Origin of the sequence: Agrilactobacillus fermenti, from assembly GCF_047943045.1 — a bacterium.
GTDB lineage: Bacteria > Bacillota > Bacilli > Lactobacillales > Lactobacillaceae > Agrilactobacillus > Agrilactobacillus fermenti.
This window is the reverse complement of the sequence record NZ_CP181347.1, coordinates 1,252,732-1,264,656: the sequence shown is the minus strand read 5'-3', so window position 1 is coordinate 1,264,656 and position 11,925 is coordinate 1,252,732. Positions and strand designations below refer to the sequence as shown.

Sequence of the window (11,925 nt, the reverse complement as noted above, 5' to 3'; positions counted from 1 at the left end):
AGCCCCCATTAAAATAGGTTTCAAAAAATAAAGAATGGTCAAAAACAATAGACGTTTGTAACCATTCTAGCAAAGTATTAGCATTTAACCTTCAGTAATTTCTTTTTCTTTGGCAGCAGCTAAGTCATTAACACCAGCAACGGCTTCATCAGTGATCTTTTGAACATCTTTTTCTAATCGATGTAGTTCATCCTCTGTAATATCACTATTTTTCTCTTGTTTTTTTAGATCTTCCATGGCATCTCGGCGAACACTACGAATCGCAATGCGTGCATTCTCAGCTTGTTTTCCAACTTCTTTAGCGATTTCTTTTCGTCGTTCACCAGTAAGTTGCGGAATAACCAAGCGAACAACATTACCATCATTAGCCGGTGTTAACCCAAGATCTGATGCTAATAGAGCCTTTTCAATGTTATCTAAAGCTGTCTTATCGTATGGCGTAATCTGCAAAACCCTAGGTTCTGGAATAGAAATTGCTGCCATTTGATTTAAAGGTGTCGGAGCACCGTAATAGTCCACATTGATTCGGCTTAGCAAGCTTGCATTGGCACGTCCAGCACGAATGCTTCCCAGTTCACGACTAAGCGCTTCTTGTGCCTTTTTCATATGATTTTTAGCTGTATCAATGGTATTATTTTGAGCCATTTGTCTTACCCCCTTGAATTGTTGTCCCAATTTTTTCACCTTGAACAACGCGTTTAATATTGCCCGGTTCATTCATATTGAAAACAACTAATGGAATATCAGTGTCCATTGATAACGAGCTAGCAGTAGAATCCATAACTTTTAAATTTTTATTGATAATATCAAGTTGTGTCAACTCATCGTACTTCTTAGCATCTGGATTGGTTTTTGGATCAGCAGAATAAACACCATCCACATTATTTTTGGCCATCAAGATAACATCTGCATCGATTTCAGCAGCCCGTAAAGCGGCCGTAGTGTCAGTTGAGAAATAAGGGTTTCCTGTACCACCAGCGAAAATAACGACGCGACCTTTTTCTAAGTGACGAATTGCTTTGCGCCGAATATAAGGTTCGGCAATTTGACGCATTTCAATAGAAGTCTGGACACGTGTTGGCACATCTTCATGCTCCAAGCTATCCTGTAAAGCTAAGGCATTCATTACAGTAGCTAACATCCCCATGTAATCAGCCTGTGATCTTTCCATACCAAGTTCAGCCCCTGTTTCGCCACGCCAGATATTACCACCGCCACAAACAATGGCAACTTGAACACCCAAAGCTGTAACTTCCTTAAGCTGATCTGCCAATTTTGAGATAATTGGTGGCTTGATACCAAAACCGTCAGTACCAGCTAAAGCTTCACCACTTACTTTTAAAACAATACGTTTATATTTAATGTCAGACATGTGTTACCTCCGATAATTTGCTAAAGTATATTCTATCATAAAATACTGTTGAAACCGAAACAATATCCATATAAATATTTTTTATTGAAAAACTGCCTAAAAAAAATAGCCAGGTCACCCCAGCTATTCTTGCATACTAGTCTTTAATTTGACTCATAACTTCATCAACAAAGTTATCTTCGCGTTTTTCGATACCTTCACCGACTTCAAAACGTGCAAAGGAAACTAACTTTCCACCCTTACTTGCAACATATTGAGCTACGGTTTGATCTGGGTCTTTCACAAATTCTTGATCAGCTAAACTAATTTCAGATAAGAACTTGTTTAATCGGCCTTCAACAATCTTAGGAACAATTTTTTCAGGCTTACCTTCATTTTTGGTTTCTTCGGTGAGTACTTCTTTTTCGTGATTAAGCACATCACTTGGGACATCATCACGAGTTACATACTGTGGATTGATTGCAGCTACATGCATAGCGACATCTTTAGCAGTTGTTTCGTCGGCACCTTCTAAAGTAACTAAAACAGCAATCTGACCACCATTGTGGAGATATTTACCAAATACTTGGCTATCAGTTTTTTCAACAATTTTGAAACGACGAAAACTAATCTTTTCACCAATTACGGCTGTTAAGTTAGTAACTTCGCTTTCAATTGTACCATCGTTTAATGGTAGTTTGAGCGCAGCAGCCATATCAGCTGGTTGTTTTTCAGCAACAGCTGCAGCAATTTTTTCAACCAAAGAAGTGAAATCGCTATTAGATGCTACGAAATCTGTTTCTGAATTAACTTCAACTAAAGCTGCGTGATTACCTTTGAAGGCAATTTCTGCTAAGCCTTCAGCCGCGATACGGTCACTCTTCTTGGCTGCTTTCGCAATCCCCTTTTCGCGTAATTCATCAATGGCTTTGGCCATGTCACCATCTGTAGCAACCAAAGCTTTTTTAGCATCCATCATGCCGACACCAGTTTTTTCACGCAATTCTTTAACTTGCGCCGCGGAAATTTTTGCCATGATTTGGCCTCCTTGATCAGTTAAAATTTAATTAATTATTTTTTACTTTCGTCGTTGTTACCTTCAACTGCTTCAACAATATCTTCCATTGAGTCAGCTGAAGTTGTATTATCTGATGCAGCTAATTGTTCAGCATCAGCGGCGTCGCCTTCATCTTCACCTTGACGGCCCTCAACGATAGCATCAGCCATTTTAGATGTGATCAAACGAACAGCACGAATAGCGTCGTCATTTGATGGAATAATAACATCAATATCATCTGGATCTGTGTTCGTGTCAACCATAGCGACGATTGGAATATTTAATTTTTGTGCTTCTTTAACAGCAATCCGTTCTTTACGTGGATCGACGATAAAGATAACGTCAGGAATACCAGGCATATCTTCAATACCGCCCAAGAAACGTTCTAATTTTTCACGTTCCTTGTTTAATAAAGAAACTTCTTTTTTAGGTAAACGATCAAATGTACCATCTTCAGCCATTTCCTTAATGTGTTTCAAGTATTTGATTCGCTTTTGAATTGTATCCCAGTTTGTTAATGTGCCACCTAACCAACGATGATTCACATAGTATTGACCAGCACGTGTTGCTTCTTCAGCAATGGAATCTTGAGCTTGCTTTTTAGTCCCTACAAATAAAAATGTGGCACCCTTGCTTGCTTCATCTTTGACAAAGTTGTAAGCGTCATCAATCATCTTAACCGTTTTTTGCAAATCAATGATATAGATACCATTTCTTTCGGTAAAGATGTATTTCTTCATCTTAGGATTCCAGCGACGTGTTTGATGTCCAAAATGAACACCAGCTTCTAACAATTGCTTCATTGACAATACTGCCATAATAAAACTACCTCCAAATGGTTTTTCCCGCCATCTATGTCATTTCTCACAGTAACCAAAAGGCACCAGCCATGAGATCCATAGATGTGTGAAATATTTTTTCATACCAGCATAGTATACGCAAAGTTACTAGGCAATGCAAGTCTTAAATTAGAATGTTATGCGCTCTTAAAAATCGAAGTTTTTGTGTCCGTGTCAGCTTTTTAAAATGTGCTTCTGCCTTTAATGCTTCAGACTTAGTTGATAACTGCCAGTAGTACAATAATTTAACGGGGCGTCGTGCCCGCGTGTATTTTGCCCCCTTGCCCGCATTATGCATCGCCACCCGATGCGTAACGTCGGTTGTATACCCAGTGTATAGCGTATTATCAGCACATTTTAAAATATAGACATAATAGTTTGAAACTGTATGTACGTCATTGACCATAAACAAGTCTTCTAACTTCTTTAGTATAGTGATCATTCTCATAAACATATAAAGGCGGTTCAACTTTGACGCCGTTCTCCCGGCCACGATTAATTGCTTCCACCAATACCATATTTGCGTCTAAGTTATCATTCAATTTGGGATAAACAAATCGCAACCGCTTGGGTGCAAGATGGTATTTTTTGAAAAGCACAAATAATTCGTCCAGACGATCCGGGCGAAAGATCAAACTAAGCTTGCCATTTGTTTTCAGCATTTTATGAGCATTGGCAATAATGTCTTCAATTGTCACTGCTAATTCGTGTCGTGCAATTGCCAGGGCTTTGTTCGGATTTGTAAGACTCCCCTCATTTATTCGAAAATAAGGTGGATTACAACTAATATAGTCAATAGAATCGGGTGTGAAGTGGTCAGTAATCGTTCTTAAATCCATATTTTCAACAGTTACTTGATTTTGAAGCTGATTTAATCTAATTGAGCGTGCAGCCATGTCGGCTAACGGGGGTTGAATTTCAATCAAGGTTATTTTAGCCTTGGTTTTATGACTCAAAAATAAGCCGACAACACCATTGCCAGCACAAAAATCGAAAATTTTTCCGCTTGGTGGTACTTTCGAGAAATCGGCTAATAAAATGGCGTCAATACCGAAAGCAAAATATTTAGACGATTGAATAATTTTTAAATTTGAGCTATAAAGTTGATCGATGCGTTCATCAGCAGTTAACATGATAAATTCCTTTCAATTTTACTGAGAAAACAATATAATGGGCTAGGTAAATTTATGTGAGGTGTCTTATGTTATATACAGTTTTTTATCATATTGTTCATTTTTTACTATTTATACTCAATGGCAATATTCATTTTGAGGCAAAACAAAACTTGCCAAAATCTGGTTATATACTTGTTGCACCCCACCGTACTTGGTGGGAACCAATTTTATTTGCCGTCGGTGCCTGGCCCAAAAAGTTTGGCTTTATGGCGAAAAAGGAACTATTTAAAAATCCGATTTTAAGTTACATTTTAAAACATGCTAATGCCTTTCCAGTTGATCGGGCGCACCCAGGGCCTTCAGCAATAAAAATTCCGGTTAAACAACTGAAGCACGAAAATTTAGCATTGATTATGTTTCCATCGGGAACGCGGTATTCGAACAAGTTAAAGTCCGGAGCTGAAGTGATCGCTAAATTAGCGGGTGTGCCTCTGATTCCCCTTGTGTATCAGGGACCATTAACTTTTAAAGGCGTTTTACAACGAAAAAAAATTACGATTCGTTTTGGCAAGCCAATTATGGTCGAACGTAAGGGAAAATTAACCGATGACAAAACACTAGCTATTAATCAGTCTTTGATCACTGCTTGGCATGATTTAGATCATGCCATTGATCCAAACTTTGTTTATGTACCTGATAGCAAAAAAGCTGAGCTTGAAAAGGAAAAAGGCGAGCTTTAATACGTACAACGGATTCTTAGAATTTGAGTCTAGCAAAAGTGGGCGACGCAAAACAATCGTTTTGCTTTCGCCCACTTTTTTTAAGTCTGACATATTCTAAGTTAGCTAATAAATATAAACCTACTTTTTAGCTTGCTTCTTTTGTTGCTGTTTCATAGCAGACATAACTTGGTTTAGTTTCTTTTGTGATGGTTTTTGTCCCATTTGCATCATCATTGTACGCATCATATCTTCATTGATTGGTGGATTGTCGGCCAAATATTTTTTCATATACTGACGTGCTAAAAAGAACCCACCGATCACACCAACGATCAAGCCGATGACGATACCTAAAATAATTGCAACAGTTGTACTCATAATTATTAGCCTCCGATTAAAATGTCCAAAGAATATGATACCGAAAAAAAGCTGATTTGAAAACTAAAAGTTAATCATCGCGCAAACCTTTTTTGCGCTGAATATTTTTTACCTTGTCAGGTGTCACTTCTTTGCCTGATTTATCAAATACACGCAGCATTTCAATTTGTGATTTGAATCCTTGTTTGAAATTTGCCAAATATTCTTTGCGTAGTTTAGCTTGTTCTAATTTTTCTTTTTCCGTTAGGCCTTCAGACTTCTGCTTATGAGCCAATTCATTAATGCGTTTGATACGTTGTTCAGCTTCTAAATCTTTTTTTTCAGTCATTTGAATCAATCTCCTTAAAAAAATACGAACATTTGTTTGAAAAGCTTATATACCTATGATAAGCTTAGTTTAATAAAAATTAGGGGTGTCAACATGGTAAAGAACCAGACGTCAAAACAAATGGAGGTCTTGCGCTTCATTTATGATCGCGTTAACGAGCAAGGCTATCCACCAACCGTTCGTGAAATTGGTGAAGCGGTCGACTTATCCTCTACTTCTACTGTTCATGGTCATTTATCCCGGTTAGAAAAGAAAGGCTTTTTGCAAAAAGATCCCACCAAACCGCGGGCAATTGAACTAACAAAAGCAGGTTTAGAAGCTCTAGGGGAAGCCTCTAAGGAAATCCCAATGCTTGGTGTGGTAACCGCCGGCGTACCGATTTTAGCAGTTCAAGATGCAACAGAGTATTTTCCATTACCACCAAATATACATGACGCACATGATGTTTTTATGCTAACAATTCGCGGTGAAAGTATGATCAATGCTGGTATCTTAGATGGCGATAAAGTTATTGTTCGCCGACAAGCAACAGCTGATAACGGCGATGTTGTAATTGCCATGACGGAGGAAAATGAGGCAACTTGTAAACGTTTCTTCAAAGAAGATGGTTATTACCGTTTACAGCCGGAAAACGATACCTTTGAACCAATTATTTTAGAGAATGTAATTATTTTAGGCAAAGTCATCAGTCTTTACCGGGATCAAATCTGATCCTTATTGTTAACCAACTCGTGGCCAGTGGCAGGTCTTGCTGCTTCGGCCACATTTTTGTATTCTAAAACTAAAATAAAAAAGCAAGTAGCCGACTGGATACTTGCTTTTTTTATTAACGACGGCGTTCTTTGATTCTTGCAGCCTTACCACGTAATGCCCGCAAGTAGTACAATTTAGCTCGACGTACACGACCTTGGCGTGTTACTTCAATCTTGGCAACACGAGGTGTGTGTAATGGAAATGTTCTTTCCACACCGACACCGCTACTAATTTTACGAACAGTATAAGTGGCACTAATACCAGTACCCCGGCGTTTGATAACCACACCTTCGAATAACTGGATACGTTCACGTGAACCTTCGACAACACGAACGTGGACACGAACGCTGTCACCAGCACGGAATTCAGGAATATCCGAACGTAGTTGTTCTTTTGTTAATTCTTGAATCAATGGATTCATTTTAAGCTCTCCTTTATAACAGACATTCATGAGCAACTTTCATCCCAGCGGAATATCGTTGATAGTGACCATATATCACAAGTAAAAATACTATCACATAAAGTTAATAGTGTAAAGATTTTTTCTTAACAGTCATTGTTTTTTATATCATTTAGCATCTGTTCTGCTTCGGCACTCAGTGCTTGTTGTGCCAGTAAATCAGGTCTTTTTGTGTAAGTGCGTTTCAATGCTTGATATAAACGCCACTGCCTAATTTTTTCATGATTGCCACTGCGTAATACTTCAGGAACAACCTGACCTTGAAATTCAGCTGGCCGCGTGTACTGCGGGTATTCTAACAAGCCGCTGGAAAATGAATCGGTCTCTGCAGAATCCTGATTGCCTAGTACACCCGGCACAAAACGAGCAATCGCATCAATCATCACCATCGCCCCTAACTCCCCACCAGTAAGTACAAAATCACCAATTGAAACTAAATCCGTGGCAAGATCATAAATGCGATGATCATAACCTTCATAATGACCACAAATAAAGTCCAGTTCAGGCTCTTGTGCGAATTCCTGCGCCATTTTAGCATTAAATGGTTGACCAGCAGGATCTAAAATGATCACACGTCGTTTGTTGGGGTTACTCAGTTTCTTTTCAACAAGGCTATGCATCGCTGCATAAATAGGCTGAGGCATTAACAACATACCTGCGCCCCCACCATATGGGGTATCATCAACCGAATGATGTTTATTTGTTGTGTAATCGCGAAAATTAACAATATCGACCTTTAATAGGCCATTTTCTCTAGCTTTACCGATCAATGATTGTTGCAAAGGTGCAAACATCTCTGGAAAAAGCGATAGTATATTAATTTTCACGATCAATCAGTCCTTCTGGTAAATCAACCCAAATTTGTTGTTGAGTCACATCAACTTTTAAAATTACCGATTTAATGTAAGGTATCAATATTTCGCCATATTTTGCGGAGTTTACGACCCAGACGTCATTAGCACCTGGTGATAAAATCTCAGTAATCGGACCATAAACTTCTTTTGTTTGTGCGTCAATTACTTGAGCACCAATAATCTGATGGTAATAAAATTCTCCTGATGCCAACTCGTCAGCAGGTCGTTTTTCAGCAGCAATATAGAGCTCGCTCCCCTTAAACTTTTCTACAGCATTAATATCATTGAATTCAGTAAACTTTACAATTGGTAACCCCTTTTGAATACGGGATTTCTCTATAGTGACGGGTAAGTATTGTTTTTGAAAAAGGATCGCTAACTCCGCGCCAGGTTGAAAACGCGTTTCTGGAAAATCTGTATGACTAACGATTTTTACTTCACCTTTAATGCCCTGTGTGTTCACGATTTTGCCAACTTTGAAGTAAGCCATTGATTTTTAATCACCTCACCAATCTACAAAAAAAGACCTGGTCATCCCAGATCAATTTATTGTGAAACACTAGTTAATGTTTAAGCGCACACGCTTTTGATAATTTGTCTTTGCCGCATAAACAATATTACGAATAGCTTGAACCACATGACCCTGGCGACCGATAATTCGGCCTACATCGCTGGGATCAGCTTTTAAATCAAATTCGATAAATCGATCTGATTCATGCTGCACGATGTTAAGCTTTTCTGGATACTGACAAAGTGGCTCTACGATGACTTTAATCAGATGATCAATGTCTACCATAAAAAGCAGCCCTTATTTCTTGCCGTATTTAGCTTCGTGCAATTGTTTCATAATGCCGCGAGAAGTAAGTAAGTTACGAACTGTATCTGAAGGTTGTGCACCTTTTTTCAACCAGTCTAAAATAGTTTCTTCTTCAAGTTTTAATTCTACTGGTTCTTTAAGTGGGTTGTAGTAACCAACTTCTTCGATGAAGCGGCCATCACGTGGAGCACGTGAATCAGCCACAACGATACGATAGAAAGGTTTACGTTTTGAACCCATACGTTTCATACGAATTTTAGTTGCCAAGTAGGACACCTCCATTAAAAATTATCACGACAATAAATATAACAGTTCGTCGGACACATGTAAAGTGTTTTTTCTTTACACTTACGATTTAAATCTTTTGGCATTTTTTAAGCGTTTCTTTTTGCGCTTCTTTTGCTTGCGGGCCATGGAACTCATTGCCATTTTACCAAGCTTGCCTTGAACGCCATTACCAAATAAACCCTCCATACCACTCATGTTACCTTTGGACATTTGTTGCATCATTTTAGAGGACATATCAAACTGTTTGATCATCCGATTCACTTCTTGAATTGGACGACCCGAACCGGCAGCCAAGCGACGTTTACGGCTGGCATTTAAAATCTTAGGTTCTTCTCTTTCAGCTGGTGTCATTGAATAAACAATGGCTTTAATATGATCCATTTCTTTTGGTGAAATATTCATATTTTTCATTGCCGGGTTATTTGCAACACCGGGGATCATTTTCATAATTTCATCTAATGGACCCATTTTTTGAATCTGGTCCATTTGATCTAGAAAATCGTTGAAATCAAATGAATTTTCCTTGATCTTCTCAGCCATGGCCGCGGCTTGCTTTTCATCAAAGTCATTTTGAGCTTTTTCGATGAGTGACATCATATCACCCATGCCTAAGATTCGGTTAGCCATGCGATCAGGATAAAAAACATCCAACTGATCTAATTTCTCACCTTGACCTGTAAATTTGATGGGTTTACCAGTAACCGCACGAATTGACAGGGCAGCCCCACCACGAGTATCACCGTCTAATTTTGTCAGCACTACACCTGTGATATTTAAGCGCTCATTGAACCCTTTAGCAACTTCTGTAGCTGCTTGCCCTGTCATTGCATCAACGGTCAACAGGATTTCATTAGGCTGAACTTCAGCCTCGATGTCTGCCAACTCAGTCATTAATTTTTCATCGATCTGCAATCGCCCAGCAGTATCAATGATGACATAATCATTCTTTTGTAAGTCGGCCTGAATCATACCCTGCTTGACGATTTCAACGGGATCATGATCTGTACCCATATCAAAAACGGGGACGTTTAATTGTTGACCAATTGTTTTTAATTGATCCACAGCAGCAGGACGATAAACATCTGCAGCAATTAGCAATGGCCGTGCTTTTTCATTTTTGATTAAGTAATTTGCTAATTTACCGGCAGTGGTTGTTTTACCTGCCCCCTGGAGTCCGACCATCATGATAATCGTTGGGATGTGGGGTGCCTTATTAAGAGGTACAGCAGCTTCTCCCATCGTTTTAGTTAATTCATCATTAACAATTTTTACAATCTGTTGAGCGGGCGTTAAGCTTTCTAATACTTCAGCGCCCACAGCTCGTTCTCTAACTTGTTTGACAAAATCTTTAACGACCGTGAAATTGACATCGGCCTCTAACAAAGCTAAGCGAACTTCCCGCATCATTTCGCGGACATCACTTTCGGTTACCTTGCCCTTCTTTCGAAGCTTGCCAATGGCATTTTGTAAACGTTCTGTTAAACCTTCAAACGCCAAGTTCATCATTCCCTTTTATTAGTTTGTTTTGTGTCAAGCATCTGTTTCCGCTTCAATTTGCATGATCAACTCAACTAGCTTTTGATCCGTTGGATAATGTGTGGCCACATGTTGCCGCATCTGTTGAAGCAAGTGATTTTCGTTTTGATAACGTTGATAAAGATGTAATTTCTGTTCATAGTTATTTAAAATTTGTTCTGTACGATGGATATTATCATAAACCGCCTGACGGCTTACGGCAAAGTGGGTTGCAATTTCACCAAGGGAGTAATCATCGCGATAATAAAGTCGAATATATTCATGCTGCTTTTGCGTTAACAACATACCATAGAAATCAAACAATTCATTAATGCGGTTATTTTTTTCTAATTCCATATTAATCCTGCGTATTTTCCGAGTCTGACTTGAATTCTGAAGTATTTGTGCCATCGTCAGTCGTTTCTGGAATATCGATCAAGCCCTTGAATAGCCCGTAGATAAATTGGGTTGGGTTAAAGTCTTGCAGATCATCCATTTTTTCACCCAAACCTACCAATTTAACTGGAATATGCAATTCATTGCGAATTGCCAATACAATGCCCCCTCGAGCGGTACCATCTAGTTTTGTTAACACAATACCAGAAACCTGCGTTGTTTCATTAAATTGTTTCGCTTGGGACAAAGCATTTTGCCCGGTGGATGCATCCAGCACCAACAGTACCTCTTGCGGTGCATTAGGTAATTCACGCTTGATGACGCGCTTGATTTTTTCCAGCTCATTCATTAAGTTGACTTTATTTTGTAAACGTCCAGCTGTATCAACCAGCAAAATATCATAATGTTCCTGTTGAGCAGTTTTAACGGCGTCAAAAACAACGGCGGCCGGATCACCACCTGGCTGTGATGCCACAACTGGAACGTCTACGCGACGCCCCCATTCTTGTAACTGTTCAATAGCACCAGCACGGAAAGTATCACCGGCCGCTAATAGGACTTTCTTGCCAGCTTGACGATAACGGTGCGCCAACTTACCAATAGTGGTTGTTTTACCAGCACCATTAACCCCAACAAATAGAAAAACAGTCGGTTGACCATTGTCAGTAAAATGTAAGGCATTATCTTCATCCTGACCGGCTTCCCCGTAAAGATCGACTAGCTTTTCAACAATTACTTGAGAAACCTCATCGGATCGTTTCACATTTTTTAATTTAACTTCCTCACGGAGCTCGTCGCTAATGCGCAAAGCCGTTTCATATCCAACATCAGATTCAATTAACATCTCTTCTAAATCATCAAAAAAACCTTCGTCAACGGTTCGAAAATTGGCAAATAAAGCATTAATTTTTTGACCAAAAGTTTGCCGCGATTTTTCTAAGCCAGCTTCATATTTCTCAGTGGTTTCTTCCTGTTGCTCAGGTACGTCAGCATTACCACCGGTAAAAGCTTTTTTTATTTTGTCAAATAATCCCATCAAATTCCTCCTATTCTGA

The 11,925-nt window shown here is 39.1% G+C and carries 18 protein-coding genes; 2 read left to right on the top strand and 16 right to left on the bottom strand.

Going from position 1 to position 11,925, the window contains the following annotated elements; all coding sequences use genetic code 11:
- Nucleotides 1-84: 84 nt before the first annotated feature.
- The 6 genes from frr to ACNAN0_RS06235 all read right to left on the bottom strand — a co-directional run bounded on the left by frr (nt 85) and on the right by ACNAN0_RS06235 (nt 4,380).
- Complete coding sequence (frr, locus tag ACNAN0_RS06260; RefSeq protein WP_416354146.1) at nt 85-645, bottom strand: ribosome recycling factor; 561 nt, start codon at nt 643-645, stop codon at nt 85-87.
- Entirely contained in the window at nt 632-1,372 is a 741-nt protein-coding gene (gene pyrH / locus ACNAN0_RS06255) for a UMP kinase (protein WP_416354145.1), read from the bottom strand. The genes frr and pyrH overlap by 14 nt, the downstream gene beginning before the upstream one ends.
- A gap of 136 nt (nt 1,373-1,508) precedes the next feature.
- Entirely contained in the window at nt 1,509-2,387 is an 879-nt protein-coding gene (gene tsf / locus ACNAN0_RS06250) for a translation elongation factor Ts (protein ID WP_230913476.1), read from the bottom strand.
- A 35-nt stretch (nt 2,388-2,422) separates the two neighbouring features.
- Nucleotides 2,423-3,226 (bottom strand): 30S ribosomal protein S2, encoded by an 804-nt coding sequence (rpsB, locus tag ACNAN0_RS06245; protein WP_230913475.1) that lies wholly within the window; start codon nt 3,224-3,226, stop codon nt 2,423-2,425.
- A gap of 145 nt (nt 3,227-3,371) precedes the next feature.
- A complete protein-coding gene (locus tag ACNAN0_RS06240) occupies nt 3,372-3,653 on the bottom strand; it encodes a GIY-YIG nuclease family protein (protein WP_230913474.1) in 282 nt (93 codons plus the stop codon).
- Complete coding sequence (locus tag ACNAN0_RS06235) at nt 3,643-4,380, bottom strand: tRNA1(Val) (adenine(37)-N6)-methyltransferase (protein WP_230913473.1); 738 nt, start codon at nt 4,378-4,380, stop codon at nt 3,643-3,645. Before ACNAN0_RS06235 ends, ACNAN0_RS06240 begins: the two co-directional genes overlap by 11 nt.
- 68 nt (nt 4,381-4,448) lie before the next feature.
- Between ACNAN0_RS06235 and ACNAN0_RS06230 the strand changes: the two genes are divergently transcribed.
- Nucleotides 4,449-5,102 carry a lysophospholipid acyltransferase family protein gene (locus ACNAN0_RS06230; protein WP_416354144.1) on the top strand — a complete coding sequence of 218 codons (654 nt, stop codon included), beginning with the start codon at nt 4,449-4,451 and terminating at the stop codon, nt 5,100-5,102.
- A 120-nt stretch (nt 5,103-5,222) separates the two neighbouring features.
- Here ACNAN0_RS06230 and ACNAN0_RS06225 read toward each other — a convergent pair whose 3' ends face one another.
- On the bottom strand, nt 5,223-5,459 hold the full coding sequence (locus ACNAN0_RS06225; protein ID WP_230913471.1) for a YneF family protein: 237 nt from the start codon (nt 5,457-5,459) through the stop codon (nt 5,223-5,225).
- 70 nt (nt 5,460-5,529) lie between these two features.
- Nucleotides 5,530-5,787 (bottom strand): DUF896 domain-containing protein, encoded by a 258-nt coding sequence (locus ACNAN0_RS06220; RefSeq protein WP_230913470.1) that lies wholly within the window; start codon nt 5,785-5,787, stop codon nt 5,530-5,532.
- A gap of 93 nt (nt 5,788-5,880) precedes the next feature.
- Here ACNAN0_RS06220 and lexA point away from each other — a divergent pair, with 93 nt between their 5' ends.
- Nucleotides 5,881-6,498 (top strand): transcriptional repressor LexA, encoded by a 618-nt coding sequence (gene lexA / locus ACNAN0_RS06215; RefSeq protein WP_230913469.1) that lies wholly within the window; start codon nt 5,881-5,883, stop codon nt 6,496-6,498.
- A 115-nt stretch (nt 6,499-6,613) separates the two neighbouring features.
- On the opposite strand, the gene rplS is transcribed toward lexA, so the two are convergent.
- From rplS to ftsY, 8 genes are all read right to left on the bottom strand, one after another.
- Nucleotides 6,614-6,961: a 50S ribosomal protein L19 gene (rplS, locus tag ACNAN0_RS06210; RefSeq protein ID WP_230913468.1), complete on the bottom strand. Its 348-nt coding sequence runs from the start codon at nt 6,959-6,961 to the stop codon at nt 6,614-6,616.
- 125 nt (nt 6,962-7,086) lie between these two features.
- Nucleotides 7,087-7,827: a tRNA (guanosine(37)-N1)-methyltransferase TrmD gene (gene trmD / locus ACNAN0_RS06205; RefSeq protein WP_230913467.1), complete on the bottom strand. Its 741-nt coding sequence runs from the start codon at nt 7,825-7,827 to the stop codon at nt 7,087-7,089.
- Nucleotides 7,817-8,344 (bottom strand): ribosome maturation factor RimM, encoded by a 528-nt coding sequence (gene rimM / locus ACNAN0_RS06200; RefSeq protein WP_230913466.1) that lies wholly within the window; start codon nt 8,342-8,344, stop codon nt 7,817-7,819. The genes trmD and rimM overlap by 11 nt, the downstream gene beginning before the upstream one ends.
- A 69-nt stretch (nt 8,345-8,413) precedes the next feature.
- On the bottom strand, nt 8,414-8,650 hold the full coding sequence (locus ACNAN0_RS06195; RefSeq protein WP_230913465.1) for a KH domain-containing protein: 237 nt from the start codon (nt 8,648-8,650) through the stop codon (nt 8,414-8,416).
- Nucleotides 8,651-8,662: 12 nt separating this feature from the next.
- A complete protein-coding gene (rpsP, locus tag ACNAN0_RS06190; RefSeq protein ID WP_230913464.1) occupies nt 8,663-8,938 on the bottom strand; it encodes a 30S ribosomal protein S16 in 276 nt (91 codons plus the stop codon).
- A gap of 81 nt (nt 8,939-9,019) precedes the next feature.
- Nucleotides 9,020-10,456, bottom strand: a complete 1,437-nt coding sequence (gene ffh, locus ACNAN0_RS06185) for a signal recognition particle protein (RefSeq protein WP_230913490.1) — start codon at nt 10,454-10,456, stop codon at nt 9,020-9,022.
- A gap of 33 nt (nt 10,457-10,489) precedes the next feature.
- Complete coding sequence (locus ACNAN0_RS06180) at nt 10,490-10,831, bottom strand: putative DNA-binding protein (RefSeq protein ID WP_230913463.1); 342 nt, start codon at nt 10,829-10,831, stop codon at nt 10,490-10,492.
- A 1-nt stretch (nt 10,832) separates the two neighbouring features.
- The gene (ftsY, locus tag ACNAN0_RS06175; RefSeq protein WP_230913462.1) at nt 10,833-11,906 is read right to left on the bottom strand and encodes a signal recognition particle-docking protein FtsY; all 1,074 of its coding nucleotides are present in this window, start codon (nt 11,904-11,906) and stop codon (nt 10,833-10,835) included.
- Nucleotides 11,907-11,925 lie beyond the last annotated feature (19 nt).

Excerpts from the sequence above, each read along its gene's own strand:
- frr (WP_416354146.1), bottom strand. The coding sequence starts at position 645 with ATGGCTCAAAATAATACCATTGATACAGCTAAAAATCATATGAAAAAG.
- pyrH (WP_416354145.1), bottom strand. The coding sequence starts at position 1,372 with ATGTCTGACATTAAATATAAACGTATTGTTTTAAAAGTAAGTGGTGAA.
- tsf (WP_230913476.1), bottom strand. The coding sequence starts at position 2,387 with ATGGCAAAAATTTCCGCGGCGCAAGTTAAAGAATTGCGTGAAAAAACT.
- rpsB (WP_230913475.1), bottom strand. The coding sequence starts at position 3,226 with ATGGCAGTATTGTCAATGAAGCAATTGTTAGAAGCTGGTGTTCATTTT.
- ACNAN0_RS06240 (WP_230913474.1), bottom strand. The coding sequence starts at position 3,653 with ATGGTCAATGACGTACATACAGTTTCAAACTATTATGTCTATATTTTA.
- ACNAN0_RS06235 (WP_230913473.1), bottom strand. The coding sequence starts at position 4,380 with ATGTTAACTGCTGATGAACGCATCGATCAACTTTATAGCTCAAATTTA.
- ACNAN0_RS06230 (WP_416354144.1), top strand. The coding sequence starts at position 4,449 with ATGTTATATACAGTTTTTTATCATATTGTTCATTTTTTACTATTTATA.
- ACNAN0_RS06225 (WP_230913471.1), bottom strand. The coding sequence starts at position 5,459 with ATGAGTACAACTGTTGCAATTATTTTAGGTATCGTCATCGGCTTGATC.
- ACNAN0_RS06220 (WP_230913470.1), bottom strand. The coding sequence starts at position 5,787 with ATGACTGAAAAAAAAGATTTAGAAGCTGAACAACGTATCAAACGCATT.
- lexA (WP_230913469.1), top strand. The coding sequence starts at position 5,881 with ATGGTAAAGAACCAGACGTCAAAACAAATGGAGGTCTTGCGCTTCATT.
- rplS (WP_230913468.1), bottom strand. The coding sequence starts at position 6,961 with ATGAATCCATTGATTCAAGAATTAACAAAAGAACAACTACGTTCGGAT.
- rimM (WP_230913466.1), bottom strand. The coding sequence starts at position 8,344 with ATGGCTTACTTCAAAGTTGGCAAAATCGTGAACACACAGGGCATTAAA.
- ACNAN0_RS06195 (WP_230913465.1), bottom strand. The coding sequence starts at position 8,650 with ATGGTAGACATTGATCATCTGATTAAAGTCATCGTAGAGCCACTTTGT.
- ACNAN0_RS06180 (WP_230913463.1), bottom strand. The coding sequence starts at position 10,831 with ATGGAATTAGAAAAAAATAACCGCATTAATGAATTGTTTGATTTCTAT.
- ftsY (WP_230913462.1), bottom strand. The coding sequence starts at position 11,906 with ATGGGATTATTTGACAAAATAAAAAAAGCTTTTACCGGTGGTAATGCT.